Source organism: Hydrogenophaga sp. (assembly GCF_026125825.1).
Classification (GTDB): Bacteria; Pseudomonadota; Gammaproteobacteria; order Burkholderiales; family Burkholderiaceae_C; genus Hydrogenophaga.
Map to the genome: position 1 here is coordinate 200,833 of NZ_JAHCKK010000002.1, position 24,591 is coordinate 225,423.

At 63.8% G+C, this 24,591-nt stretch carries 23 protein-coding genes, 1 tRNA gene and 1 pseudogene; 16 read left to right on the forward strand and 9 right to left on the reverse strand.

What is annotated here, in order from left to right; all coding sequences use genetic code 11:
- Positions 1-28: 28 nt before the first annotated feature.
- Positions 29-826 carry an enoyl-ACP reductase FabI gene (fabI, locus tag KIT86_RS02240; RefSeq protein ID WP_297394632.1) on the forward strand — a complete coding sequence of 266 codons (798 nt, stop codon included), beginning with the start codon at positions 29-31 and terminating at the stop codon, positions 824-826.
- A gap of 35 nt (positions 827-861) precedes the next feature.
- Positions 862-1,686 carry a DNA ligase gene (locus KIT86_RS02245; RefSeq protein ID WP_297394694.1) on the forward strand — a complete coding sequence of 275 codons (825 nt, stop codon included), beginning with the start codon at positions 862-864 and terminating at the stop codon, positions 1,684-1,686.
- A 15-nt stretch (positions 1,687-1,701) separates the two neighbouring features.
- On the opposite strand, the gene KIT86_RS02250 is transcribed toward KIT86_RS02245, so the two are convergent.
- Complete coding sequence (locus KIT86_RS02250) at positions 1,702-3,978, reverse strand: arginine/lysine/ornithine decarboxylase (RefSeq protein ID WP_297394634.1); 2,277 nt, start codon at positions 3,976-3,978, stop codon at positions 1,702-1,704.
- Positions 3,979-4,197: 219 nt separating this feature from the next.
- On the opposite strand from KIT86_RS02250, the gene KIT86_RS02255 reads away from it, so the two are divergent.
- The 4 genes from KIT86_RS02255 (at position 4,198) to KIT86_RS02270 (ending at position 6,149) form a co-directional block, all read left to right on the forward strand.
- Positions 4,198-4,623 carry an NfeD family protein gene (locus KIT86_RS02255; protein ID WP_297394635.1) on the forward strand — a complete coding sequence of 142 codons (426 nt, stop codon included), beginning with the start codon at positions 4,198-4,200 and terminating at the stop codon, positions 4,621-4,623.
- 60 nt (positions 4,624-4,683) lie between these two features.
- Complete coding sequence (locus tag KIT86_RS02260) at positions 4,684-5,604, forward strand: stomatin-like protein (RefSeq protein WP_297394637.1); 921 nt, start codon at positions 4,684-4,686, stop codon at positions 5,602-5,604.
- Between the two features lie 29 nt (positions 5,605-5,633).
- A complete protein-coding gene (locus KIT86_RS02265) occupies positions 5,634-6,026 on the forward strand; it encodes a DUF2237 domain-containing protein (RefSeq protein ID WP_297394638.1) in 393 nt (130 codons plus the stop codon).
- Between the two features lie 33 nt (positions 6,027-6,059).
- Positions 6,060-6,149, forward strand: a tRNA-Ser gene (locus KIT86_RS02270).
- On the opposite strand, the gene KIT86_RS02275 is transcribed toward KIT86_RS02270, so the two are convergent.
- Positions 6,110-6,499, reverse strand: a complete 390-nt coding sequence (locus KIT86_RS02275; RefSeq protein ID WP_297394639.1) for a transposase — start codon at positions 6,497-6,499, stop codon at positions 6,110-6,112. The two genes, KIT86_RS02270 and KIT86_RS02275, sit on opposite strands and share 40 nt — an antisense overlap.
- A gap of 262 nt (positions 6,500-6,761) precedes the next feature.
- Between KIT86_RS02275 and KIT86_RS02280 the strand changes: the two genes are divergently transcribed.
- The 4 genes from KIT86_RS02280 (at position 6,762) to KIT86_RS02295 (ending at position 11,793) form a co-directional block, all read left to right on the forward strand.
- Positions 6,762-7,187: a very short patch repair endonuclease gene (locus KIT86_RS02280; protein ID WP_297394641.1), complete on the forward strand. Its 426-nt coding sequence runs from the start codon at positions 6,762-6,764 to the stop codon at positions 7,185-7,187.
- 161 nt (positions 7,188-7,348) lie between these two features.
- Complete coding sequence (locus tag KIT86_RS02285; protein ID WP_297394642.1) at positions 7,349-7,528, forward strand: ribbon-helix-helix protein, CopG family; 180 nt, start codon at positions 7,349-7,351, stop codon at positions 7,526-7,528.
- A gap of 18 nt (positions 7,529-7,546) precedes the next feature.
- On the forward strand, positions 7,547-8,638 hold the full coding sequence (locus tag KIT86_RS02290) for a DNA cytosine methyltransferase (protein WP_297394644.1): 1,092 nt from the start codon (positions 7,547-7,549) through the stop codon (positions 8,636-8,638).
- Positions 8,639-8,679: 41 nt separating this feature from the next.
- Positions 8,680-11,793, forward strand: a complete 3,114-nt coding sequence (locus tag KIT86_RS02295) for an N-6 DNA methylase (RefSeq protein ID WP_297394646.1) — start codon at positions 8,680-8,682, stop codon at positions 11,791-11,793.
- A 132-nt stretch (positions 11,794-11,925) separates the two neighbouring features.
- On the opposite strand, the gene KIT86_RS25215 is transcribed toward KIT86_RS02295, so the two are convergent.
- From KIT86_RS25215 to KIT86_RS02325, 6 genes and pseudogenes are all read right to left on the reverse strand, one after another.
- A complete protein-coding gene (locus KIT86_RS25215) occupies positions 11,926-12,834 on the reverse strand; it encodes a helicase-related protein (RefSeq protein ID WP_367185410.1) in 909 nt (302 codons plus the stop codon).
- A pseudogene (locus tag KIT86_RS02305) lies at positions 12,758-13,825 on the reverse strand (MFS transporter); the annotation flags it as partial. The gene KIT86_RS25215 and the pseudogene KIT86_RS02305, both read right to left, overlap by 77 nt.
- Positions 13,826-13,884: 59 nt before the next feature.
- Positions 13,885-14,334 (reverse strand): hemerythrin domain-containing protein, encoded by a 450-nt coding sequence (locus KIT86_RS02310; protein ID WP_297394652.1) that lies wholly within the window; start codon positions 14,332-14,334, stop codon positions 13,885-13,887.
- A 231-nt stretch (positions 14,335-14,565) separates the two neighbouring features.
- Positions 14,566-15,756, reverse strand: coding sequence for a branched-chain amino acid ABC transporter substrate-binding protein (locus tag KIT86_RS02315; protein WP_297394655.1), 1,191 nt, complete (start codon positions 15,754-15,756; stop codon positions 14,566-14,568).
- Positions 15,757-15,960: 204 nt separating this feature from the next.
- Positions 15,961-16,395: a DNA polymerase III subunit chi gene (locus KIT86_RS02320; RefSeq protein ID WP_297394657.1), complete on the reverse strand. Its 435-nt coding sequence runs from the start codon at positions 16,393-16,395 to the stop codon at positions 15,961-15,963.
- 14 nt (positions 16,396-16,409) lie between these two features.
- Positions 16,410-17,900 carry a leucyl aminopeptidase gene (locus KIT86_RS02325; protein WP_297394658.1) on the reverse strand — a complete coding sequence of 497 codons (1,491 nt, stop codon included), beginning with the start codon at positions 17,898-17,900 and terminating at the stop codon, positions 16,410-16,412.
- A 25-nt stretch (positions 17,901-17,925) separates the two neighbouring features.
- Between KIT86_RS02325 and lptF the strand changes: the two genes are divergently transcribed.
- From lptF to KIT86_RS02350, 5 genes are read left to right on the forward strand one after another with little or no spacing between them, the layout of a single operon-like run.
- Positions 17,926-19,047: an LPS export ABC transporter permease LptF gene (gene lptF, locus KIT86_RS02330; RefSeq protein WP_297394660.1), complete on the forward strand. Its 1,122-nt coding sequence runs from the start codon at positions 17,926-17,928 to the stop codon at positions 19,045-19,047.
- Positions 19,044-20,162 carry an LPS export ABC transporter permease LptG gene (gene lptG, locus KIT86_RS02335; RefSeq protein ID WP_297394662.1) on the forward strand — a complete coding sequence of 373 codons (1,119 nt, stop codon included), beginning with the start codon at positions 19,044-19,046 and terminating at the stop codon, positions 20,160-20,162. Before lptF ends, lptG begins: the two co-directional genes overlap by 4 nt.
- A 5-nt stretch (positions 20,163-20,167) precedes the next feature.
- Positions 20,168-20,533, forward strand: coding sequence for a CbiX/SirB N-terminal domain-containing protein (locus KIT86_RS02340; protein ID WP_297394665.1), 366 nt, complete (start codon positions 20,168-20,170; stop codon positions 20,531-20,533).
- A complete protein-coding gene (locus KIT86_RS02345) occupies positions 20,530-21,474 on the forward strand; it encodes a CysB family HTH-type transcriptional regulator (protein WP_204734862.1) in 945 nt (314 codons plus the stop codon). The genes KIT86_RS02340 and KIT86_RS02345 overlap by 4 nt, the downstream gene beginning before the upstream one ends.
- Before the next feature lie 4 nt (positions 21,475-21,478).
- Complete coding sequence (locus KIT86_RS02350) at positions 21,479-22,657, forward strand: pyridoxal phosphate-dependent aminotransferase (protein WP_297394668.1); 1,179 nt, start codon at positions 21,479-21,481, stop codon at positions 22,655-22,657.
- A 3-nt stretch (positions 22,658-22,660) separates the two neighbouring features.
- On the opposite strand, the gene KIT86_RS02355 is transcribed toward KIT86_RS02350, so the two are convergent.
- Positions 22,661-23,377, reverse strand: a complete 717-nt coding sequence (locus KIT86_RS02355) for a (2Fe-2S)-binding protein (RefSeq protein WP_297394671.1) — start codon at positions 23,375-23,377, stop codon at positions 22,661-22,663.
- A gap of 254 nt (positions 23,378-23,631) precedes the next feature.
- Here KIT86_RS02355 and KIT86_RS02360 point away from each other — a divergent pair, with 254 nt between their 5' ends.
- Positions 23,632-24,576, forward strand: a complete 945-nt coding sequence (locus KIT86_RS02360; RefSeq protein WP_297394673.1) for a FecR domain-containing protein — start codon at positions 23,632-23,634, stop codon at positions 24,574-24,576.
- Positions 24,577-24,591: the final 15 nt, after the last annotated feature.

Consider the following 24,591-nt stretch of genomic DNA (forward strand, 5'->3'; position numbering starts at 1 on the left):
TGAAGGATTTTTCTCTGGAGAATGAAAAATGGGTTTTCTCGCTGGCAAGAAACTGCTGATCACGGGCGTGCTGTCCAACCGATCCATCGCCTACGGCATTGCCAAGGCCTGCCACCAACAGGGTGCCGAGCTGGCGTTCAGCTACGTCGGTGACCGCTTCAAGGACCGCATCACCGAGTTTGCGGCCGACTTCGATTCCAAGCTCATCTTCGACTGCGACGTGAGCGACGACGCGCAGATCGACAAGCTGTTTGCCGATCTGTCGCAGGTCTGGCCCAAGTTCGACGGCTTCGTGCACAGCATCGGCTTCGCCCCGCGCGAAGCCATCACCGGCGACTTCCTCGAAGGCCTCTCGCGCGAAGCCTTTCGCATCGCTCACGACATCAGCGCCTACAGCTTCCCTGGCATGGCCAAGGCAGCCCTGCCCTACCTCAACGACAAAGCTTCGCTGCTCACCCTGAGCTACATGGGCGCGATCCGCGCCGTGCCGAACTACAACACCATGGGCCTGGCCAAGGCCAGCCTGGAGGCCTCGGTGCGGTACCTCGCCGAGTCGCTCGGCCCCAAGGGCATGCGCGTGAACGGCATCAGCGCCGGCCCGATCAAGACGCTGGCCGCCAGCGGCATCAAGGACTTCGGCAAGCTGCTCAACCTCGTGGCGTCGGCCGCGCCGATCCGCCGCAACATCACCATCGAGGAAGTGGGCAACGTCGCGGCGTTCCTGCTGTCCGACCTCGCCTCCGGCGTGTCGGCCGAGATCACCTATGTGGACGGTGGCTATGCCCAGACCACGGGCGTGAGCCGCGACAGCCAGGCGATGCTCTGACCCTGAAGCGCCGAGACTTCTTCGTCCGGGCGGGCCTGGCCCTGGGTGCCACGGCCCTGCCGTTGGGTGCCCTCGCCGGCCGTGCACCAGCTTTGATGCTGGCCGCCCGATACCGCCCAGGCATCCCGCTGGACGCGTACTGGCTCAGCGAAAAGTACGATGGCCTGCGCGCCTACTGGGACGGCACGCGCCTGTGCACCCGCAGCGGCGACACCCTCCCCGCGCCCGCGTGGTTCACCGCTGGCTGGCCCGCCGACCCCATGGACGGCGAGCTCTGGGCCGGCCGGGGCCGGTTTGAAGAAGCGATGTCCACCACGCGCCAGCAGCCCCCTCACGAAGAGCGCTGGCGACGCATCCGCTACATGGTGTTTGACCTGCCCAGGCACCCGGGCACCTTCACCGAACGCATTGCGGCCTACCATGGCGTGGTCTCGCGCATCGACCAGGCCTGGGTGCGGGCGGCACCGCAAGAGCGCGTGCCCAACCATGCCGCGCTCATGGCGCGGCTGCACCGCATGGTGAAGGATGGCGGCGAAGGCCTGATGCTGCACCGGGGCGATGCACCGTACCGCGCGCTGCGCAGCGACGACCTTCTCAAAGTGAAGACCCACGAGGACGACGAAGCCCGCGTGGTCGCGCACCTGCCCGGCCAGGGGCGCCACACCTCACGCCTGGGCGCCCTGCTTGTGGAAACGCCCGCTGGCCTGCGCTTTCGCCTGGGCACCGGCTTCACCGACGCCCAGCGCCAACACCCGCCTGCCGTGGGCGAGTGGGTGACCTACCGCTTCAGGGGCCACCACGCCAACGGCGTGCCGCGATTCGCCAGCTTCGTGCGCGTTCACCCCGACGCACCCCGCTGACGAAACGCGCAGGCCTCAGGCCTTCACGCAGTCCGCGAAATAGCTCTTGCGGCCGTCGTCGCCCACCACCTCAACCAGGCCGTGGATATCGGTCTCGAAACCCGGGCACTGCAAGTTGAACTCGCGCGCGAACTTCAGGTAGTCCACGATCTTCTTGTTGAACACTTCGCCCGGAATCAACAGCGGGATGCCTGGCGGGTATGGCGTCACCAGGCTGGTGGTGATGCGGCCTTCCAGCGCGTCGATCGGCACGCGCTCGGTGGTGCGTTGCGCAATGTGCGCGAAGGCGTCGGTAGGCTTCATGGCAGGCGTGAGATCGCTCAGGTACATCTCGGTCGTCAGGCGAGCGATGTCGTACCGGGCGTACAGCTCGTGCACATGCTGGCACAGGTCGCGCAGGCCCATCTGCTCGTAGCGCGGGTGCTTCTGGCAGAACTCCGGCAGGATGCGCCACATCGGCTGATTCTTCGCGTAGTCGTCCTTGAACTGCTGCAGAGCGGTCAGAAGCGTGTTCCAGCGGCCTTTGGTGATGCCGATGGTGAACATGATGAAGAAGCTGTACAGCCCCGTCTTCTCCACCACCACACCGTGCTCGGCGAGGAACTTGGTGACGATGGACGCCGGGATGCCGGTGGCCTCGAAGCGGCCGTCCAGGTTCAGACCCGGGGTGACGATGGTCGCCTTGATCGGGTCCAGCATGTTGAAGCCGGGCGCCATGTCGCCAAAGCCATGCCAATCCTTTTCGCTGAACGACACGTCCTTCTGCTTGAGCACCCAGTCTCCCGCCTCTCCCATGCCTTCGTCGGCCAGATCGTCCGGCCCCCAGACCTTGAACCACCAGTCGTCTTCGCCAAACTCGGCCTCCACCTTGCGCATGGCGCGACGGAAATCGAGTGCTTCAAAGATGCTCTCTTCCACCAGCGCACGGCCGCCGGGCGGCTCCATCATGGCCGCCGCCACATCGCAACTCGCGATGATGGCGTACTGCGGGCTGGTGCTGGTATGCATCAGATAGGCCTCGTTGAAGAGGTGCCGGTCCAGCTTCACGTTCTGCGAGTCCTGCACCAGAACGTGGCTGGCCTGGCTGATGCCGGCCAGCAGCTTGTGGATGGACTGCGTCGCGTACACCACCGACTCCATCGGCCGCGCGCGCTTCTTGCCCATGGCGTGGAAATTGCCGTAGAACGGGTGGAAGGCCGCGTGCGGCAGCCAGGCTTCGTCGAAGTGCAGGTTGGCCACATAGCCGTCCAGCATCTGCTTGATGGCCTCGGTGTTGTAAAGCACGCCGTCGTAGGTGGACTGCGTCAGCGTGAGCACGCGCGGCTTCACGGTTTCGGCGTCCACGCCCGCCAGCAGCGGATTGGCGCGGATCTTCGCCTGGATGGCCTCGATCTCGAATTCGCTCTGCGGGATCGGGCCGATGATGCCGTAATGGTTGCGCGTGGGCTTGAGGAACACGGGGATGGCCCCCGTCATGATGATGCTGTGCAGGATGGACTTGTGGCAGTTGCGGTCCACCACCACCACATCGCCCGGTGCCACCGTGTGGTGCCACACCATCTTGTTGGACGTGGACGTGCCGTTGGTGACGAAAAAGCAGTGGTCGGCGTTGAAAATGCGCGCCGCGTTGCGCTCGCTCGCGCCGATCGCCCCGTTGTGATCCAGCAGTTGGCCCAGCTCTTCCACCGCGTTGCACACGTCGGCGCGCAGCATGTTCTCGCCGAAGAACTGGTGGAACATCTGGCCCACCGGGCTCTTCAGGAAGGCCACGCCACCCGAGTGCCCCGGGCAATGCCAGGAGTAGGAGCCGTCTTCCGCGTAGTCCAGCAATGCCTTGAAAAACGGCGGCTGGATGCCCTCGAGATAGCTCTTGGCCTCGCGGATGATGTGGCGCGCCACGAACTCCGGCGTGTCCTCGAACATGTGGATAAAACCATGCAGCTCGCGCAACACGTCGTTGGGCAGGTGCCGGCTGGTCTTGGTCTCGCCGTAGATATAGATCGGCACGTCGGCGTTCTTGCGGCGCACCTCGTCGATGAAGCTGCGCAGGTTCAGCACCACGGGATCGATGTCGTCGCCATGGCTGAACTCCTCGTCGTCAATCGACAGGATGAAGGCACTCGCCCGGCTCTGCTGCTGCGCGAACTGGCTCATGTCGCCGTAGCTCGTCACCCCCACCACCTCGAAGCCCTCGACCTCGATGGCCTGCGCCAGCGCACGGATGCCCAGGCCCGAAGTGTTCTCCGAGCGGAAGTCCTCATCGATGATGACGATGGGAAAGCGGAATTTCATGTGATTCTCCAGCCGTCTTCAACCGGCTACGGGGGAAGGGCACCATCGGCGGGGACCCCAACGGTGGCAAAGCAGGCGCGAAGTGTACGGAAATCGGGTGTCCCCCTGCGGAACGCGCCAGCCTTTTGTCGCAGAATGTGGCGCAAGCCAGACATTCGCCCTGGCTAGACCCTGGGGCGGCGCCTGGGTTCCTCTCGCATTCTGAAGACTGGAGTATTCATGTCGGACTCAACCGTATGGTGGCTGCTGGCCGGCGCAGCCGTCGCGCTGGAACTGTTCACTGGCACCTTTTACCTGCTGATGCTTGCCGTGGGCATGGCGGCCGGCGCGCTGGCGGCGCACGCTGGCCTGGGCACCATCGCACAGCTCATCGCGGCGGCGGTCGTCGGCTCGGCGGCCGTGGTGGGCTGGTACTTCATCAAGAAACGCGGTGCGGGCGACCCCTCGGTGCGCGCCATGCGCAGCGTGAACCTCGACATTGGCGAAGTGCTGCAGATCGACGAATGGCACGCCGACGGCACCGCGAGCGTGAAATACCGTGGCGCGCAATGGACCGTGATCCAGCGCCCGGGCAACCCGCCCACCCCCGGCGCCTACCGCGTGGCCGAGCTGGTGGGCAACCGCCTGCTGGTCGACAAGGTCTGAACACGAAACGCGCGTGCGCTACCCTCGCCCCTCCTGAAACCACTCTGAGAAGCCATTGCCATGGAAATTGCCATCCTCCTGTTCATCATCGCCGTCATCTTCATCACACGGTCCATCAAGGTCGTGCCCCAGCAGAACGCGTGGGTGGTGGAGCGCCTGGGCAAATACCACTCCTCACTGGCGCCGGGTCTGAACTTCCTGGTGCCCTTCGTCGACAAGGTGGCCTACAAACACAGCCTCAAGGAAATTCCGCTGGACGTGCCCAGCCAGGTCTGCATCACGCGCGACAACACCCAGCTGCAGGTGGACGGCATCCTGTACTTCCAGGTCACCGACCCCATGCGCGCGAGCTACGGCTCGTCCAACTACATCGTGGCCGTGACCCAGCTGGCACAGACCTCGCTGCGCTCGGTCATCGGCAAGCTGGAGCTCGACAAGACCTTTGAAGAGCGCGACGTGATCAACGCGCAAGTGGTTTCGGCCATCGACGAAGCCGCGCTGAACTGGGGCGTGAAAGTACTGCGCTACGAAATCAAGGACCTCACGCCGCCCGAGGCCATCCTGCGCGCCATGCAATCACAGATCACCGCCGAGCGCGAAAAGCGCGCCCTGATCGCGGCCTCCGAAGGCCGCCGCCAGGAGCAGATCAACATCGCCACCGGCGAGCGCGAAGCCTTCATCGCCCGCTCCGAAGGCGAAAAGCAGGCCGAGATCAACAACGCGCAAGGTGAAGCCGCCGCCATCCTCGCGGTGGCCGAGGCCAACGCCGAGGCCATTCGCAAGGTGGCCGAAGCCATCCGCCAGCCCGGCGGCCAGGAAGCCGTGCAGCTCAAGGTGGCCGAGAAAGCCGTGGAGGCCTACGGCAAGGTGGCCGCCGACGCCACCACCACGCTCATCGTGCCCAGCAACATGACCGAAGTCTCTGCGCTCATCACCTCGGCCATGAAGATGGTCGGTGTGGGCGGCAAGACCGGCGCCTGACCCAACGCAACGCCCACGGAGGAGCCACCATGACCTTGTCGCGCAACGTGCTGGGCGGTCAGCTGATGCCCTGCTCCTACGACCCGCTCACCGGCTTCTACCGCGACGGCTGCTGCGAGACCGACGCCGAGGACCATGGCACCCACGTGGTGTGCGCCCGCGTCACGGCCGCGTTTCTCGAGTTCTCCCGTGAAAAGGGCAACGACCTGAGCACCCCGCGCCCCGAATGGCGCTTCGCCGGCCTCAAGCCCGGCGACCGCTGGTGCCTCTGCGTGCAGCGCTGGCTGGAAGCCCTGGAAGCGGGCGTGGCCCCGCCCGTGGTGTTGGACAGCACGCACGCGGTGGCACTGCAGTACGTGTCGCTGGAAGTGCTGCAACAACATGCCTGGCACAGAACGGCGGACGGCAGCCCGGCGGGATGAGCCCCAATCGCCTGCTACAATCGCAGGCTTCGCGGAGAGGTGGATGAGTGGTTTAAGTCGCACGCCTGGAAAGCGTGTGTGGGCTAATCCCCACCGCGGGTTCGAATCCCGCCCTCTCCGCCAGTTATGAGTTTGAAGACGTCCAGCAACGTCCAAAACACCCCCTCAAAAGCCCCGCAAGTCCTTGATTTGCAGGGCTTTTTTTCTAACGTCCAAACACGTTCGTTGACATCCAGGATTTTTTGTTGGTATGGTGTGTCGTATCTCGATACCACCGTGTTGGTGTTCTCGTCCTGCAGTTGCCGCAGCTGGGACAGATGCGACACCGTCATGCCAGAGAACTGGCTCTTCCACTTGTAGTACGTCGGCTCGCTGATGCCGTGCTTCCTCCACGTTTCGGCAACCTTCGCGCCAAGCTCGACCTCCTTGAGGATGCCGACCATCTGCGCTTCACTGAATCTGGATTTCTTCACGTAGAGACTCCTGCTGGGGGAATTCTCTACTTCCGCGTGGCTCAGGTTTTCGAGGGGACTTCACAGGCTCCCTAAAAACGCCTTCTATGCTAGGCAGTGATATCGATACGCTCCATCCCGAAGCTGTACAAAATATCCTGCGCCACCGCTTACGTTATGGGACAAGACCGAAAAAGCTCTCACTTCATACTGAGCGCCGGCGAGCCGAAGTTGATGCGGCCACCACTTTCCTGTTCAAATCTCGGTTCCTACGGAAGTCCGCATGGACACCCTTACACCCGAGGCCAGGTCTAGGTTGATGAGCCGCATTCGGAGCACCGACACCAAGCCCGAACTTGCTGTCAGGTCGTTGCTTCACCGGCTCGGATACCGCTTCCGCCTGCATCGCAAGGACCTTCCCGGCCGCCCGGACGTGGTTTTGCCCAAACACAGGAAGGCCATCTTGATTCACGGGTGTTTCTGGCATGGACACGGATGCAAGATCGCGCCAGGGTCAAAGTCGAATCTCGTGTACTGGTCGTCAAAGATCGAGGCGAATCGCACGCGCGATGCGCGCAACCGGCAGGCACTCATGGATCTCGGATGGCAAGTCCTTGAACTTTGGGAATGCGAGATCCGAAACCCTCAGGCCACCGAGGAACGAATACGATCATTCATGCAGAAGGAGACCGGATCGACGCCTGCATGAGCCTTTCCGCTTCGGCTCACACAGCCGCCCGCGCGCCCTTCGAAGATGTCCCAGGGCGTTCCGGCCAGTCGGCTTCACCACCGTGGTGTAAACTGGTGAAAAGGGCTATCCAACTGCGGGAAAAGGCTATGAAATCTCCTACGAAACGCCACGATAGCGGCATGCCCGAACGCACTGTCCGCGCGTCGATTAGTTTCCCGGAGGAGCAGTATCAGGTTCTGGAAAAGATCGCAGCAGAGAACAAGGTGTCCCTAGCGTGGGTTGTTCGAGATGCGATTGATGGCTACTTGAAGTCGAAGTGGCCGCTTCTCCCGCAAAGCGCTGATGACGAAGACGCGTAAGCAGAGAAGCAGTAGAACGTGAGCAACATTTTTGAGAAGAATGGCAATGAAATCCGGGTCCTCTCCCTGTTTTCGGGGTGCGGGGGAATGGATTTCGGCGTGGAGTCAGCGGGTGGGCACGTCATCTTTTCGAATGACGTCTTTGCCGACGCGTGCAAGACGCTGGAAAAGTACTTTCCTGGTGCCGACATCCGCAACGAGGACATCGCCGGAATCAGCACGTTTCCCGACGCCGACGTCGTGGTCGGAGGCTATCCATGCCAATCGTTTTCTATGGCGGGGAACCGGGACCCGGAGAAGGACGAGCGCACCAGCCTATATAAGCAGTTCCTGCGCGTCATCAGCGTCGTCCGCCCTAAGTACTTCGTGGCTGAGAACGTCTCTGGCTTGAAGCAGCTGAGCAGTGGAACGTTCCTAAAAGAACAGCTCGATGCATACGGCAAAGAAGGCTACAACGTCAGCCATCACGTGCTCAATGCCAAAGACTATGGCGTTCCGCAGTCCCGCAAGCGCCTCTTCATCGTGGGCGTGAGGAAAGACCTGAATCAGGTCTTCGAGTTTCCGTCCCCAACGCACGGAAAAGAAACCAAGAAGTCTGGTCCGCTGAAGCCCTATACGTCGCACGGCGAAGCCATTAAGAACATGCCGCTTTGGCCAGAGGGCGAGTTCTATGAACGGCCCGATGTGGAAGGGAACTTCTCCTGGTACTACATGTCGCGCAACCGCAAGGCGAAGTGGGCAGATCCGGCATTTACCGTGGTAGCGAACTGGAGGCACATCACGCTGCATCCCGCAAGCCCTGTGATGACCTTGACGTGGTCGAACCTTGCTGACGGATGGAAGCAGCGTTGGGATTTTTCCAGCGAGTACGAACATCTCGAGGCGAATCCCAAACGGCCCAAGTTGGAACACGCGCGCCGGCTCTCTTGGCGGGAGTGCGCGCGCATTCAGACTTTTGAAAGTAGGTTCACCCCCGTCGGCGATACCGCTTCCAAATTCACGCAGATCGGCAATGCGGTCCCGCCCAAACTGGCAAAGGCGATCTTTGCGCACCTGTTCTCAGGGGCGGGCCTAGTGGCGGCTCCGGCCAAACCAACCAAAGTCCGGTAAGTACTGATGGATCTTGCCTGCCGACACGCGTGGGGAGCCCTATGAACAGCGGCGCTTGCTCCTCGCTGGTGAGTGCCGCCGCTTCTGCCACGGAGGCGTCCAGGAACGAAGCTCAGCTTCGACATGAGCTGGAGAACGCCCTCGAGCAAGCCTGCCGAGCCTTGTCGATTCCATGGACTCCGTTCCAGCTCGAGCGAGCCCTTAAAGCCGCGGGAAAATCCACCAAGTTTGCCGATGTCGCCCACGGCGCGATCATCATTGAGTACGAGCCGCCCAAGTCGTTCGGTGGCCAGGCCGGAAGAAAAGCGCAACACGCACGCGGCCAAGCCGAAGAGTACGCGGCGCTGATTTCTGCGGAGGAAGGCAGAGCGCTAGGGGAATACGTCCTGGTCGCTTGGGACGGATGTCACATCACTTTCGGACGATTCGAAGGAGCTATCGCCATATGGGAGGACGTTGTCGCATTCGACGCGCTCTCAGCAGGCCGTCTGCTCTCGGCCTTGGAGCATGATGGCAGGCCGCTTGTTCATCCGCAGCTTCTGCAGGCTCTGGTTGGTCCTGACTCGGCATACGGCACGTCGCTGATTCCGGAGCTATACGGCAGCATATGCAAGACAGAAGCCTCGTCCGCCACATCGAAGACGAAGATGCTGTTCGCTGAGTGGCGGCGGCTATTCAGCCAGGTCGTGGGATACCAGCCCGCGCAGATGAAGAAACTTCTCACACGGCAAGAGATTTCGCATGACCAGCCGTACCAGGAGAACCCGGCGGCTTATCTGTTCGCGTTGAACACGTATATCGCCATCATTGCCAAGGTGGTCGCGGCTTGCGCGCTTCCGCGCGCTAGCCAGGACGTACTGCAACCGAACGTTCCGGTCGCGCAACGGTTGCGAACCATCGAGACTGGCGAACTCTTCGAGCATGCGGGCATCCTGAACATGCTCAGCGGAGACTTCTTCTCCTGGTACCTCGACGACACGGATTGGCCCCGCTATCAGACACACCTAAGTGCCCTACTCGGCCGGCTCGGCGGAGTTGACTTCACCGTCTCTAAGAAGCACGCAGATACAACGCGCGACCTCTTTAAAGGGATTTACGAGCGGTTTATTCCAAGGGAAGTCAGGCATGCGCTTGGCGAGTTCTATACGCCGGACTGGCTCGCAGAGCATGGAATGGACTTGCTGGGGTGGAAGCCCTCCGATTCGCTGACCGATCCAACATGCGGGTCTGGCACATTCCTGCTCGAAGCAATACGCCGCCGCCGCAGGGCGAGTACAGGTGCGACCGCTCAGTCTCTACTCGCAGGGTTGCACGGCATCGACCTCAACCCTCTGGCGGTCCTCGCCGCCAAGGGCTCTCTTGCCGTGTTCTTGTCGCCGCACTTGGACCCGTCAAAACCAATCCGGCTGCCGGTCTACCTCGCAGATGCGATCAACCCAGCAACCGTCGACCTCTTCTGCAACTACAGCCACATCCTGCACACTGAGATGGGCCCGCGTGAGTTCTCTGTTCCGCAGAAGATGATCGCGCACGCGGACTTCTTCCAGGTATTCTCGAAAGTTCGTACGCTGATTGATGCCGACTACTCTGGAGAGAAGATCTGCAGTGCCATCCTTGCAGACCTTCAAGGCATGGGCCTCGACTCTTCTGACATCGGCATCATGAGTACGACTATCGCCAACCTGGTGGAGCTGCACGACCAGGGCTGGAACGGTATCTGGTGCTCAATCTTGGCGGACCGCTTTGCCGCTGGCGCAATCCCCCGCTCATCGTACATCTGCGGAAATCCGCCATGGGTGAAATGGAGCAATCTGCCCAGGGACTACGCCCAGTCGATCCAGCAACACTGCCGCGGCCTCGGCGTATTCAGCACCGACAAGTGGGTGGGTGGCATCGAGTCAGACATCTCGACCGTAATCACCTACCAAGCGGTCAAGCACTATCTAGCCAAAGATGGGCGTCTCGGCTTCTTCCTCCCTGGCTCGGTGTTCACCACGGAATCGAGCGCTGGATTCAGGCGGTTTTCGATCGACAATGGCAGCCTGCCCTGCAAAGTCCTGCTGGTCGAGGACTACCAAGATATCCGGCCATTCGATGGGGTTAGCAACCATCCAACCTTCTTGATGATGCAGCGGGATGCCCTGACCACCTTTCCGGTCACATACCGGACTTGGGCCATGGGCGAAGAGTCTTTAGCAAAGCAGCGGTTTTATCCCTCTGCGGATCAGTTCCGCCTTAACGCCAAGTGCACCGAGGGCATTGCGGTTCCCGTGCCTGGCGGAGACGGCACCAGACCCTGGCTTGTCGGGTCGGTTCAGGACCAGGCCGTGTTTGCAAAGGTCTTTGCTGCAGGTGCGAGTCCTGAATATCAGGCACGCAAGGGTATTACCACCGACCGTAACGGCATCTTCTGGGTACGTGCAACCGGCCAAGCGGGGCCTGGACTGGTGACCATCCAGAACGCAGCGGACATTGGAAGGACGACGGGTATCCCCACGATCACCGCGAATATCGAATCCGACCACCTCTTCCCCCTCTTGCGAGGGCGGAGTGTTGCGCCATTCAATGCGGTGCCAGAGCCTGAGCTTCGCGTCCTCGTTCCCCAGCGAGGTATGCACGGCGACCCAGATCTGCCTGCAGCATTCCCACATACCTTCAAGTTCCTCAATCGGTTCAAGAACCACCTGGAACAGCGCTCCAGCCTGAAGAGATTCCAAAAGAAGCAAGCGTTCTACTCGCTTTGGAGCACTGGCGCCTACACGTTCGCTCCCTTCAAGGTGCTTTGGAGGGAAATGGGCAACACGTTTGCCGCTGCCTATATTGGAAGCGCCGTGATCGACTACGCAGGTGAAAAAGTTGCGATCCCCGACCACAAGCTCTACTTCATCCCAGTGAAGTCGGAGGAGGAGGCGGCCTACCTCGCAGGCTTCTTGAATGCACCAATCATTGCCAAGGCCGTGTCTGCCTATGCAGCCCAGCTCAGCCTCGGAGCCAGTGTGGCGGAATACCTCAATATCCCGAAGTTCGACGAAACGGACGAGAAGATGGCGGCCATCGGAAGCATCGCGAGGGACCTGACAGCTAAGGCTGGGAACGCTAGCCCCTCCGATTATGAGTTGCTTGACATGCGAGTTCGCGACTTACTCGGGATCTGAACGAACTGCTGCGCTAAGCACCTTGCCCAGGCCGCCTGAGAGCTTTTCGTGCACCACCGCTTGAAGCAAGCTTTCCTTCCCCTAGGGAGCACCGGTACCTCCCCGCTGCCCTCCCTGCCATGCATATGCCTATCATGAGCACTGGAGGGAATCATGTCGAAGTATTGGTGGGTGAATCACAACCAGACGTTTATGCAAGAACGTGGGCAAGGCTATTTGTGGTCGCCAAAACGCGAAGCCCACGGGGCTAGAAGCCAGTTCTACGAAAACATGGCCGCGCCGGCCCGCTCGGCCAACGCGCTGCTGATAGTTGAATCGCTGCGGTGGCATATTGGCCTGGAACACCGCACGAAGATCGCCAATATCTACACCCACTTCCATGGTGGTGGTGACGGACAGCAGGTCAACCACCCGGGCATCACGGTCCAGATCCGTGTCCGGCTCGATGCCTGGCATCCCGCTGGGCAGAATGTCGTCATCGTCCGCGATCAAGATGCCTTTGAACCGCCGTAGGCGCGCCGCGGGGTTCACGGTCATCCCGGTCAACTCTTCACAGCGCATCCGCCGCACGCCAGTTGACTGCTGGATTTGCTTGCCGAGGAAGTTCGCGCTGCGCAGTGCACCGGCAGTGCCGCTCGCCGCCTCAGGCAAAGGCTGGTAACACCGCGTGCAGATACCCGCCCCACGGTGTAAATGAACGCGGCCACAGTTCTCACACCGCCAATACAGGCTCTCCGCTTTAACGGGCCTGAAGTGCAGCTTTTGGACTTGGACACGCGCACCTTGGTGGCCGGCTACTTGCAGCGCAGACAGAAGTGCGTCTAGCATGGCCGCCGGATCACCACCGAAAGCTTCGCACCTGGCTTTGGCAAACTTCCGAAGCCTTCCCTTGACATCGCGGTGGACTGTCCAAGGGGTGTCATCGCCATCGAATTGCTGGGGAATGAGCCGGTTTGAATCGGCAGGCGCCCAGTGCGTTGGCCAGGTTGAAGGCGGAGTGGTTGAGCGCGGCGGCCAGCGCTTGCGCTTCACCGGCCACATCCATCAGGCGGATCTGCAAGGCCGGCGCCAGCGCCACCACGGTGCCTACCAGCAATACGTTGAGCGACACGGCGGCCGCATAGGGCGCGGTCACGAGCATGAGCAACAGCACCAGCGCCGACCACACCAGGGTGCCGCCAATGGTGGGGAGCAAGGCTTTGTCGGCCAGTCGCGCGCCCACGAGGTTGCCGGCGATCATGCCAACGCCGAAAAGCGCGAGCACAAAGGGTATGGCGCCGATCGAGAGACCAGTCACCTCGATCAGCGTGGGCTTGATGTAGCTGAACACGGCGAACATGCCACCAAAGCCGATGGCACCGATGCCCAGCGTGAGCCAGACCTGAGCATTGCCGAGCGCACCGAGTTCGCGCAAGGGGCTGGCCCCCTCGGGCGCAGGCAGATGGGGCAAGGCGCGGTGGATCATCACGCTGGCCAGCAAGGCGATCACGCCCACGAGCACAAAGGCGCTGCGCCAGCCCCAGTGCTGGCCCAGCCACGCCGCCACGGGCACGCCAATGAGCGTGGCGCCGGTCAGGCCCAGCATCATCAGGCCCACGGCCTGAGCCCGTCGTCCGGGGGGCACCAGCGAAGCGGCCACGAGCGACGCCACGCCGAAATAGGTGCCATGCGGCATCCCGGCCAAGAAGCGCAGCAGGTTAAGGCTCACGTAGCCCGGGGCGGCGGCGCTGGCCAGGTTGCCCAGGGCGAACAGCAGCATGAGCGCGATGAGCAGCAGGCGGCGCGGCCAATGCGCCGTGAGCACGGCCAGCAAAGGCGCCCCGACGACCACGCCCAGCGCATAGGCACTGATCACGTGGCCTGCCTGGGGAATGCTGACGCGCAGCGCCGTCGCCACCTCAGGCAGCAAGCCCATGATGACGAACTCTCCGGTGCCAATCGCAAACCCGCCGAGCCCTAGGGCCCAGACGGTGGCGCGGAAGGATGGATGAGCGGCGCTGCCGTTGGGCGCAGAGGGGTTAGGGGCTGACATGCTGCGATCTTGCTGCAACGCAGCATCTCGCGCAGGCCAGGGGTTTTAGCTTCTCGGGGTCAGGCCACCACTTCGCGCATGCGGTCCAGGTCGGAGCGGTACTGCGAGGCCAGGCTGACTTTCTGCCTGTCGCTCAAGATCTTGCCGGAGAGCTGGAAGAACTTGCGCTCCTCTTCCCGCAGATGGTGGTGCACTTCGTGAGAGAGCTTCTTCGCGAGCGCCGGCCATGCCTCTGGCTTGTTGCGCGCCTCCTCCAGCGCTTCCACGCATTCATCGATCTCGTGGTGCTCGTGCAGGGCGTGACGCGACGAGTCAAGCCCCATGTCGTCAAACAGGATCTGGGCGTATAGGTAACGCTCCTCGGCCGCCGCATGGGCCGCCAGCTCGATGCGCAGCTCCTTGAAAATCTCCTGGGCACGGGGGTCCTCGGGCTTGGTTCGCACGAGGCGCCTGCAAAGGGTGCGCTGCGTCTCGTGGCTTTCTCGGAGGGCTTCGTAGATGTTGTCCATGGGATCTCCTGCTCTGTGCAAAAAAAAGCCGACCGGCGCCGGGCTTGGCGCCCATCAGCCGATCACACAGTCAGTCTAAAAACTCGACGCTCGCCAGGGTGTCGGCAGAGTCCTCCCATGGCTGTAGGACTTCGCCCACGCAGGGCCCAAACGAAAAAAGCCACCGCAAGCGGTGGCTTCTGGGTCACGGAAGGTCTCCGAGGAGACCTTCCCGTGAAGGGATCTGGCCGATCAGCGGATCACGGCCAGGGTGGTGCGGTTGCCGCCCTTGTAGGTCATGAGCGTCAGGGCACCGTTCTTGATGTCGCCCTTTTCATCGAAAGCGATGTTGCCGGTCACGCCTTTGTAGTTCGTGGCCTTGAGCGCGGGCAGGTAGACCTTGGGGTCGGCCGAGCCAGCGGTGACCATGGCGTTGACGAGCACCTTGGTGGCGTCGTACACGTAGGGAGCGTAGACCTGCACGTCGGCGTTGAACTTGGCCTTGAAGTCGGCGCGGAACTTGTCCATGCCTTCCTTCTGCTCGCCTTCCACACCACCGGCTTCAGCGCAGAAGACCTGGTCATCGGCCAGGCCGTCAGCGGCCAGCTTCGGCAGCTCGGTCGAGCAGATGCCGTCGCCGCCCATGAACTTGGCGTTGATGCCAAGCTGCTTCATCTGCTTGAGCATCGGGCCGGCCACGGCGTCCATGCCGCCAAAGAACACCACGTCGGGCTTCTTGGCCTTCAGGGTGGTCAGGATGGCGTTGAAGTCGGTCGCCTTGTCGTTGGTGAACTCACGGCCCACCACCTTGCCGCCTGCGGCAGCCACGCCCTTTTCGAACTCGTCAGCCACACCCTGGCCATACGCGGTGCGGTCGTCGATCACGGCCACATTCTTGGCCTTGAGCGTTTCCACGGCGTACTTGCCCAGCGTGCCACCGAGGTGCACGTCGTCAGCCACCACGCGGAACGCGCCAGCGTAACCCTGGCGGGTGTACTTGGGGTTGGTGGCGGAGGGGGAGATCTGGGGAATGCCAGCGTCGTTGTAGATCTGCGAGGCCGGGATGGTGGTGCCGGAGTTCAGGTGGCCGATCACGCCAGCGACCTTCGCGTCCACCAGCTTGGTGGCGGCGGCGGTGCCCTGCTTCGGATCCGCTGCGTCGTCTTCCGCCAGCAGTTCGAACTTGACCGGATTGCCACCAATGGTCAGGCCTGCGGCGTTGAGCTCTTCGATCGCCATGCGAGCGCCGTTCTCATTGTCTTTGCCGAGGTGGGCGATGGCGCCGCTGGTGGGACCAACGTGACCGATCTTGATGACCTGAGCTGCAGCGGCGGGGGCTGCGGCAGGAGCGGCAGCGGGAGCAGGCGCTGCCTCTTCTTTTTTGCCGCAAGCGGCAAGTGCGACAGCCGCCGCGATGACGGCCAGTTTGATGTTCAGTTGCATGGTTTTCCTCGGAAAAGGATGGAAGTTGGAATGCGGAGGGAACTTTTTTTCTCCACGCCCATAAAGATACTCCAAAAAACCAGCGGATTTCGCATCGCGCAGCGCCTGCGCAAGGGAACGAGGGTTTTCCCAAAGGCGCATCACACCGTTGAATGCCTCATAAGGCGAGCGCATGCCGCCTGGGCCTGTTGGGCAGGGGGGGATCTAATCCTGCGCCGCCAGCTGTAGATCGTGTCGCTGGGGCTCGATGCCCTGCGCCTTGTAGCGCTTCCACCGCTCGCGCGCGTGCCCCCGATCGTTCTGATCGCCGGTCACCACTTCGATGACCCGTGCAAAGCCTTCATACCCGGTGGGTATGTCCGTGCGCAGGTTCACCAGCACCGTGGCCCCGTGGGGGGCCGAGATGTCGCTGGCGAGGTGGATGGGCGAGCGGGCCTTCACGTGCGCCGGGTCCATCGGCCCGCTGTGGGGGATGAATTCGCCATGGGCCATGGTCCAGAGCGCCGCGTCCAGTGCCGCGCGCTCCCCCTCTTCCACCAGCACCAGCACCCTGGCGCCGCGCAAGTAAGCCTTGCGCAGCAGGCGGCAGGCGTAACCCAGCTTGTCGGGTGCGTTGAAATGGAAGGCCACCTCGGTCATGTTGCGCGGCCGGATCAGGCCTTGCGGGTGCGGGGGGCCTTCGCCGGGGCGGCGACCGCGGCCTGGTCGATCAGGTATTGCAACAGCAAGGGCACCGGCCGGCCGGTGGAGCCTTTGGCCGCGCCACCCTTCCACGCCGTGCCCGCAATGTCCAGGTGCGCCCAGGGCAGCTCGGCGGCAAATTTCTGCAGGAACTTGGCGGCGGTGATGGCGCCACCTGCGCGCCCGGCCACGTTGCCCATGTCGGCAAAGTTGGATTTGAGGCCTTCGGCGTACTCGTCATCCAGCGGCATGCGCCAGCACAGGTCTTGCGCGGTGTCGCCCGCGTTCTGCAGGGCCTGGGCCAGGTCGTCGCGGCTGGAGAACAGGCCCGAGCGCACCCCGCCGAGTGCGATCACGCAGGCGCCTGTGAGGGTCGCGATATCGATGACGCTGTGGGGCTTGAAACGCGCGGCATAGGTGAGCGCATCGCAGAGGATCAGCCGGCCCTCGGCGTCGGTGTTGAGGATCTCGATGGTCTGCCCGCTCATGCTGGTGACGACGTCTCCCGGTTTGACGGCCATGCCATCGGGCATGTTCTCGCAGCTGGGGATGAGGCCCACCACGTTGATGGCAGGTCTGAGCTCGGCCAGGGCGGCGAAAGTGCCCAGGACGCTGGCCGCGCCGCCCATGTCGAACTTCATCTCGTCCATCTCCGCCGCCGGCTTGATGGAAATGCCACCGGTATCGAAGGTGATGCCCTTGCCCACGAGCACCACGGGGGCGCTGGTCTTGGCCGCACCGTTGTAGTGCAGGACGATGAAGCGCAACGGCTCGGCCGACCCTTTGGCCACGGCCAGGAACGAGCCCATGCCGAGGGCTTCCACCTGTTTGGGGCCGAGCACGTCGGTCTTGAAGCCGGGCTTGCGGCCCAGCTTGCGGGCCGCCTCGGCCAACATGCTGGGCGTGGCATGGTTGGCGGGTCGGTTGGCCCATTCCTTGGCGAATTCGACCCCCGTCACCAGTGCGCGGCCGGTCTCGAAGCCGCTGCGCACAGCCGCAGCGTTGTCCACGCCCACCACGACCTGCTGCACCGTGCGCGCCTTGGCCGAGGGCTTGGTGGTGGTGTAGGTGTAGGTCGCGTCCGCGCAGGTCTGGACGGCGGCGCGCACGGCATCGCCGCTCTCATCGAACAGGCTGAGCACCAAACCCAGCTTTTTCACGCCGGGTTGCTTGAGCGAACCGATACCCGCTCCCACGGCCTTGCGCACGGAGGCGGCCGAACCGTCGCCCACCCGCACCAGCAACACCCGCGGGGCCTTGATGCCCACCGGGCGGTAGCAGGCCAGTTGCTTGGCCACGCCCGTTTCGAGGTCGCCCAGTTTCGTGGCGCTGGCCACGAGCTCCTGCAGGGCGCCGCCGGCGGCCTGTTGGGGGGCTGCGGCATCGGGCACCAGCACCAGCAGCGCGTCGGCGTTCAGTTGGGCGGCCTGGGTGGGCGAGAGGGATTTGAGTTCAAAGTCCATAATCGTGTTTTCCTGTTCTCGATCGATGTTATTCCATTCTTCCATCCGCAAAGAGCTGGCACGCAGCTTCGGGGCCACCCTGGTGGTGCTGTTCACCATCGTCCTGACGATGCTGCTGATCCGCACACTGGGCCTTGCCTCGCGAGGCAGCGTCGACCCGCAGGAGATCGCGCTGGTGCTGGGCTATACCGTCATCGGTCGCATGCCCACCATCCTCACGCTCGCGCTGTTCATCGCCATCGTCTTCACGCTCTCGCGCATGTACCGCGACAGCGAAATGATCATCTGGTTCTCCAGCGGCCGCTCGCTGGGGGGCTTTCTGCGCCCGGTGGTGCGCTTCTCCTGGCCGATCCTCGTGGTCATCACCTTGATGGTGTTCTTCGTCTGGCCCTGGGCCAATGCGCAGACCGACCAGCTGCGCGACCGCTTCGAGCGCCGGGGTGATCTGGAGCGCGTGGCGCCCGGGCAGTTCCAGGAGTCGTCGAGCGGGCGGCGGGTGTTCTTCATCGACAAGGACACGGCAGACGGCACCGAGGGCCGCAACATCTTCATCTCCAGCACCGAGAACGACGGACGCGAGACCGTGACTTCGGCGCGTTCGGGTCGCATCGAGTGGATCAATGAGCAGCAGATCCTGATGCTCAACAACGGCCAGCGCCTGGACGCCCCGGCCGACCAGAGCAGCCTGAAGGTGAGCGAATTCGAGGAGTACGGCACCCAGATCGGCTCCTCCGCCATCAGCCAGCGCGGCGAGGCCCTCAAGGCCCGCAACAGCTGGGACCTGATCCGAGACCCATCCCGCGCCAATCTTGGCGAACTGGGCTGGCGCATCGGCATGGCCTTGACGGCCCTGAACTTTGTCCTGATCGCCGTGGCGACCACCACCGGGAACCCACGCGCGGGGCGCGGTGGCAACCTGTTTTTCACCCTGTTCGCCTTCGTGTTCTATTACAACCTGCTCAACCTGGGCCAGAGCTGGGTGGCCAGCGGCCTCTTCAGCCTGGGCGGCTACATGGTCGGCCTGCACGGAGGCGTGTTCCTGCTGACCGTGCTGTGGTTCTTCAAGCGGCACTACAACCTGAGTCTGCGCGGCTGGCTCAGCGCCCGGCGCACCGCGCGCCATGCCGCCGCCGGAGCTGGCGCATGAGAACCATCCGCCGCCTCATCTATGGCGAGGTGTTCGCCGCCGTGAGCTTCGTGCTGGTGGCCTTTCTCTCGCTGTTCTTCTTCTTCGACTTCGTGGACGAACTGCCCGCCCTGGGCAAACCGTCGGCGCTCGACCCTTCCTTGGTCTACGAGGTGCCGCATGCCCTGCTCTACGTGGGGCTTCTGATGCCAAGCCGGGTGTACGAGCTGCTGCCGATTGCCGTGCTGATTGGCTCCGTCTTTGTGCTCGCGCGCCTGGCGCAGGGCTCGGAATACACCATCCTGCGCACCAGCGGCCTGGGCCCCTGGCGGGCGCTGCGCATGCTGCTGGGCCTGGGCGCGGTGTTTGTGGTGCTGACCTTCGCCATCGGCGACTACCTAGCGCCGTTTTCGGACAAGAACGCGCAGTTGCTCAAGGCGCGCTACCAGGGGAACATCAGCCTGGGCCAGACGGGCGCCTGGCTCAAGGAAAAGCAGCCGTACAGCAACTTCTCGGTCAACGTGGGCTCCATGTCGCCTCAGGGTGAGCTGGGCAACGTGCGCATTTTCGAGTTCAACAACCAGGGTTTCCTGGTCTCCACGCTGCATGCCCAGACGGGGCAGATCGAGGTGGACGACTCCTGGACCTTGCGACAGGTGCAGCGCCGCGAGTTCGACACCGCCGGCCAGGCCTCGGGCCGCATCCAGCGTGAATCGCTCGATACCTTGCGCTGGCCCAGCGGCATCAACGCCGAAATGGTTTCGGTGGCGCTGCTCAAACCCGAGCGCATGCGCACGGCCGACCTGTTCGGCTATATCCGACACCTGGAAGCGAATGGCCAGACGGCACAGCGCTACGAGATCGAGTTCTGGCGCAAGGTGTTCTATCCCTTGAGCTGCCTGGTGATGGTGGTGCTCGCGCTGCCCTTCGCCTACCTGCACTTCCGCTCGGGCAGCATCACCGGCTATGTGTTCGGCGGCGTGATGATCGGCATCAGCTTCTTCCTGCTGAACAACGTGTTCGGCTACATCGGCAACCTCAACCAGTGGCAGCCCTGGCTGGCCGCGGCCTCGCCGGCCTTGATCTACTCCGTTTTCTCGCTCGGCGCCTTCGGGTGGCTGGTGCTTCGGAGGTAGCGGCCATGCTTGGTGTGATCGTTTTCGCCCACGGGTCGCGCGACCCGCTGTGGCGCCAGCCGGTCGAGTCGGTGGCGCAGCAGATCCTGCACCGCGATCCCTCGGCCGTGGTGTCGTGCGCCTACCTCGAATTGAGCGAGCCCGACATCGCCACCGCGGCTCGCGAGCTGGTGGCCCAGGGCGTCACGCGCGTTCGCGTGCTGCCCCTCTTCTTCGGCATGGGCAAGCACGCCCGTGAAGACCTGCCGGTGCTGATGGCACAGCTGGCCGCCACCCACCCCGCCGTGACATTCGAACAATTGCCCGCAGCCGGCGAAGATCCCCGCCTGACCGCCCTGCTCGCCCAAATCGCGCTGGAGACCGCCGCATGAACCTGCACCAGTTCCGTTTCGTGCAGGAAGCGGTGCGCCGCAACCTGAACCTCACCGAGGCCGCCAAGGCCCTGCACACATCGCAGCCGGGGGTCTCCAAGGCCATCATCGAGCTGGAAGACGAGCTCGGCATCGAGATCTTTGCGCGCCACGGCAAGCGCATCAAGCGGGTGACCGAGCCGGGCCAGCAGGTGCTTAAAAGCATCGACATCATCCTGCGCGAGGTGAACAACCTCAAGCGCATCGGCGAGCAGTATTCGGCCCAGGACAGCGGCACGCTTTCCATCGCCACCACCCACACCCAGGCTCGCTATGTGCTGCCTGGGCCGGTGGCTGCGCTGCGCCAGGCCTATCCCAAGGTCGGCATCAGCTTGCACCAGGGCTCGCCCGACCAAGTGGCCAAGATGCTGATGGAAGAAGTGGCGGAGATTGGCATGGCTACCGAGTCGCTGGTGAACTACCCCGAGCTGGTCACCCTGCCCTGCTACGAGTGGCAGCACGTGCTGGTGCTGCCGTTCGACCACCCCCTGCTGGAGCGCGAGCGCATCACGCTCGACGACCTGGCCCAGGTACCGCTGGTGACCTACCACCCCAGCTTCACCGGTCGCACCCGCATCGACCAGGCTTTTGCGCTGCGCCACCTGCAGCCCAACATCGTGCTCGAGGCGATCGACTCGGACGTGATCAAGACCTATGTGAAGCTGGGCATGGGGGTGGGCATCGTGGCCGAGATGGCCATGCAGGGCGAAAACCAGACGCCCGACCTGGTGGCCCGCCCCGCCGCCCAACTCTTCGGCCACAACCTCGCGCGCGTGGCCTTCAAACGCGGCACCTACCTGCGCCACTTCGTGCTGCGCTTTGCCGAACTGCTGAGCGACCGCCTTTCGCGCGACCTGATCCTGCGCGCCATGAGCGGCACGCCGGACGACTATGAGCTGTGACCCGATGAGTTCCCTGCCGCCCCGCACCCCCGCCCTCGCCTCACGCCTGCCCAAGGTGGGCACCACCATCTTCACCGTGATGTCCTCGCTGGCCGCCGAGCACGGCGCGGTGAACCTGGGCCAGGGCTTTCCCGATTTCGACTGCGACCCGGCCCTGGTGCAAGCCGTCACGCAGGCCATGCAGGCCGGACTCAACCAGTACCCGCCGATGCCGGGCGCACTGGCCTTGCGCCAGGCCATGGCCGCCAAGATGCAGGCCCTCTACGGCCTGGCCTGCGACCCGAACACCGACATCACCGTGACGGCGGGCGCCACCCAGGCCATATTGACGGCCATCCTGGCCGTGGTGCAACCGGGCGACGAAGTGATCGTGCTCGAACCCTGCTACGACAGCTACGTACCGAACATCGAGCTGGCCGGCGGCGTCGCGGTGCGCGTGGCGCTCACGCCCGGCACCTTCCGACCCGATTTCGACCGCATCGCCGAAGCCATCACGCCGCGCACGCGCGCCATCATCATCAACAGCCCGCACAACCCCAGCGGCATGGTCTGGAGCGAGGCGGACATGCTGCGCCTGCAGGAGCTGCTGGCCCCCACCGACGTGCTGCTGATCAGCGACGAGGTGTACGAGCACATGGTGTTCGACGGTCAGGCGCACCAGAGCGCGGCGCGTTTTCCCGGCCTGGCCGCGCGCGCCTTCATCGTCAGCAGTTTTGGCAAGACTTACCACGTCACCGGCTGGAAGGTCGGCACGGTGGTCGCCCCTGCCTCGCTCACGGCGGAGTTCCGCAAGGTGCACCAGTTCAATGTGTTCACGGTGAACACCCCGGTGCAGCACGCGCTGGCCTCCTACATGGGCAACCCCGCGCCCTACCTGGAGCTCGCCGCGTTCTACCAACGCAAGCGCGACCTATTCCGGGACGGCCTGGCCGCCACGCGCTTTCGCCTGCTGCCGGGCGAGGGCACCTACTTCCAGTGCGTGGACATCTCGGCCCTGGCCGTGCCCGAGCGCGACCTGCCCGAGAGTGACTTCTGCCAATGGCTCACGAAAGAGATCGGCGTGGCGGCCATCCCGCTCTCGGCCTTCTATGGCGATGGGTTCGACCAGCGCGTCGTGCGCTTCTGCTTCGCGAAAAAGGACGACACCCTGCGCGAGGCCCTCGCGCGGCTGGCACGCCTGTAAGTCTCAGCACCGCACAGGATTGCGGCAGTAGCGCTCCAGTTCGAGCACCGTGGCCTGCCGCGACACGGCCTGCTTCGCGTTCGGTCCCATCTCCAGGCTGAGCTTCATCTCGTATTTCCTGAAGAAATCGTCAAACAGTTCGCCACCCAGCGTACCGGTGGCCGTGAGCGAGTCGCTCTTCTCATCGTGCTCGATGAGCACCGCGCACAGGGGTTGCTCGGCCGGACCATTGAGCACCTGCGCACCGCGTGCTGGGTCGTACTGGCTGTGATCGGCACAGCAGTGGATCAGGTCATTGCCCTTGCTGGGGGTCTGTGGGTTCGTGGCCGCGCCCTTGCGAAAGCTGATGAAGCTCAGCTCCTTGGTCGGGTACACCAGCTTGTGTGCGCAGATGGCCGAGAACGCGACCAGGCTGCGTCGCGGGCCGATGCCCCCGGGCCACTGGTAGCTCTGCCTGTCCCGGGTCTGCAGTTGGGTCGCCGCCGCCGGTTTGCCCAGGTCGAGCAGAAAGACCGGGGTGGCTTCAAAGGGGTAGTGGAAGACGTAGTTGGTCTGGGGCTTCAGGCTGGCGACCTTGAGCGGTGTGCCGCGCTCGTCCAGCAGCAGCACCCGGCCATAGGACCGGGGCCTGGCGTCGGCCGCCCAGGTGTTGCCCGCCAGCGTCGCCGCCAACGAGCCGCCACCCAGGGCACAGGCTTCCACGAATTCGCGTCGATCCATCGCACACCTCATGAAGAAATTGAGGCCGCCAGCCGCACGCCGCCGCCTGCGCACAGTGAAGCGCAGGCGGGCGGGCGTTGTCAACCCGGGAGCGAAATGCCCCTTCCCCGACCACCGAGCGTGCACGAAGTCACCGTTTGGCGGCTGGCACCTGCCTGGGGCACATCCAGCGCACCGATACTCGCGTACCTCTCATACCAAGCGCCTGACCACAGGCCATTCTTCGAACGTCGTTGAAGGACAGAATCCCCGTGATGCACACCTCTTCCTCCTGGCACCCCCTGGGTCGTCAGCGCCGCGCCCTGCTGTGCGCTGCGCTGGCCCTCGGCGGCTTTACCTCGGCCATCAGCCCCATGGCGCACGCCGCCCCCAGCGCCACCGTGGTGGAAGCCGTTCAGTTGCCCGCCTGGGTGGAGCGCAACGGCCAGCGGCGCCCCGCCGAGCCCGGCGCCCAGTTGCGCGCCAACGACAAGGCCATCACCGCCAACGGCTCGCGCATGCTGCTGCGCATGGATGACCGCAGCACCATCAAGCTGGGCGAGCAGACCGAATTCCAGATCCAGTCCCTGGACACCCGCCGCGACAGCGCCGCCGAGCCCAGTGAGCAGAAGAGCGCCTTCAAGCTCGTCAGCGGCGTGTTCCGGTACGCCACCGACTACACCAGCAAGGCGCTGGGCAACAAGCGCGAACTCAATGTCGAGCTGGCCACGGCCACGGTGGGCATCCGGGGCACCGATTTCTGGACCATGTCTGACGCCGCCCACGACGCGGTGTGCGTGTTCGAGGGCAAGGTCGAGGTGATGCGCGACGCCAAGCCGGGCATCGGGCTCGACAAGCCCGGCGCGTTCTGGGTGGTGTTCACCGGCGAGCCTGAAAAGCCGGTCGACCAGGCCACGCCGGCCCAACTGGCCAAATTCATCGACCAGGCTGAAATGCAGCCAGGCAGCGGCGTGCTGCTTCAGGGAGGACGCTGGCGCACCGTGGCGGCCACGTTCAACAGCGCGGCCCCGGCCGCCGCGCTGCGCACCCGCCTGCAGAGCGCCGGCTACCCGGCTCAGACCTTCGCCAGAGACGGGCGACACGAGGTGCGCATCAACCAGTTCGCCACGCGGCAGGACGCCGAGGCGGTGTTGCAGCGGCTGCGCGCCGACGCCGCGCTGGGCGTGAGCGAAGGCCGCGTGGCGCTCACCGCGCAATGAGCGTTGCGGCCCAGA

Coding starts and splice junctions, on each gene's coding strand:
- fabI (WP_297394632.1), top strand. CDS start 29: ATGGGTTTTCTCGCTGGCAAGAAACTGCTGATCACGGGCGTGCTGTCC.
- KIT86_RS02250 (WP_297394634.1), bottom strand. CDS start 3,978: ATGAAATTCCGCTTTCCCATCGTCATCATCGATGAGGACTTCCGCTCG.
- KIT86_RS02255 (WP_297394635.1), top strand. CDS start 4,198: ATGTCGGACTCAACCGTATGGTGGCTGCTGGCCGGCGCAGCCGTCGCG.
- KIT86_RS02260 (WP_297394637.1), top strand. CDS start 4,684: ATGGAAATTGCCATCCTCCTGTTCATCATCGCCGTCATCTTCATCACA.
- KIT86_RS02265 (WP_297394638.1), top strand. CDS start 5,634: ATGACCTTGTCGCGCAACGTGCTGGGCGGTCAGCTGATGCCCTGCTCC.
- KIT86_RS02280 (WP_297394641.1), top strand. CDS start 6,762: ATGGACACCCTTACACCCGAGGCCAGGTCTAGGTTGATGAGCCGCATT.
- KIT86_RS02285 (WP_297394642.1), top strand. CDS start 7,349: ATGCCCGAACGCACTGTCCGCGCGTCGATTAGTTTCCCGGAGGAGCAG.
- KIT86_RS02295 (WP_297394646.1), top strand. CDS start 8,680: ATGAACAGCGGCGCTTGCTCCTCGCTGGTGAGTGCCGCCGCTTCTGCC.
- KIT86_RS25215 (WP_367185410.1), bottom strand. CDS start 12,834: ATGTGGCCGGTGAAGCGCAAGCGCTGGCCGCCGCGCTCAACCACTCCG.
- KIT86_RS02310 (WP_297394652.1), bottom strand. CDS start 14,334: ATGGACAACATCTACGAAGCCCTCCGAGAAAGCCACGAGACGCAGCGC.
- KIT86_RS02315 (WP_297394655.1), bottom strand. CDS start 15,756: ATGCAACTGAACATCAAACTGGCCGTCATCGCGGCGGCTGTCGCACTT.
- KIT86_RS02320 (WP_297394657.1), bottom strand. CDS start 16,395: ATGACCGAGGTGGCCTTCCATTTCAACGCACCCGACAAGCTGGGTTAC.
- KIT86_RS02325 (WP_297394658.1), bottom strand. CDS start 17,900: ATGGACTTTGAACTCAAATCCCTCTCGCCCACCCAGGCCGCCCAACTG.
- lptF (WP_297394660.1), top strand. CDS start 17,926: ATGTTATTCCATTCTTCCATCCGCAAAGAGCTGGCACGCAGCTTCGGG.
- lptG (WP_297394662.1), top strand. CDS start 19,044: ATGAGAACCATCCGCCGCCTCATCTATGGCGAGGTGTTCGCCGCCGTG.
- KIT86_RS02340 (WP_297394665.1), top strand. CDS start 20,168: ATGCTTGGTGTGATCGTTTTCGCCCACGGGTCGCGCGACCCGCTGTGG.
- KIT86_RS02345 (WP_204734862.1), top strand. CDS start 20,530: ATGAACCTGCACCAGTTCCGTTTCGTGCAGGAAGCGGTGCGCCGCAAC.
- KIT86_RS02350 (WP_297394668.1), top strand. CDS start 21,479: ATGAGTTCCCTGCCGCCCCGCACCCCCGCCCTCGCCTCACGCCTGCCC.
- KIT86_RS02355 (WP_297394671.1), bottom strand. CDS start 23,377: ATGGATCGACGCGAATTCGTGGAAGCCTGTGCCCTGGGTGGCGGCTCG.
- KIT86_RS02360 (WP_297394673.1), top strand. CDS start 23,632: ATGCACACCTCTTCCTCCTGGCACCCCCTGGGTCGTCAGCGCCGCGCC.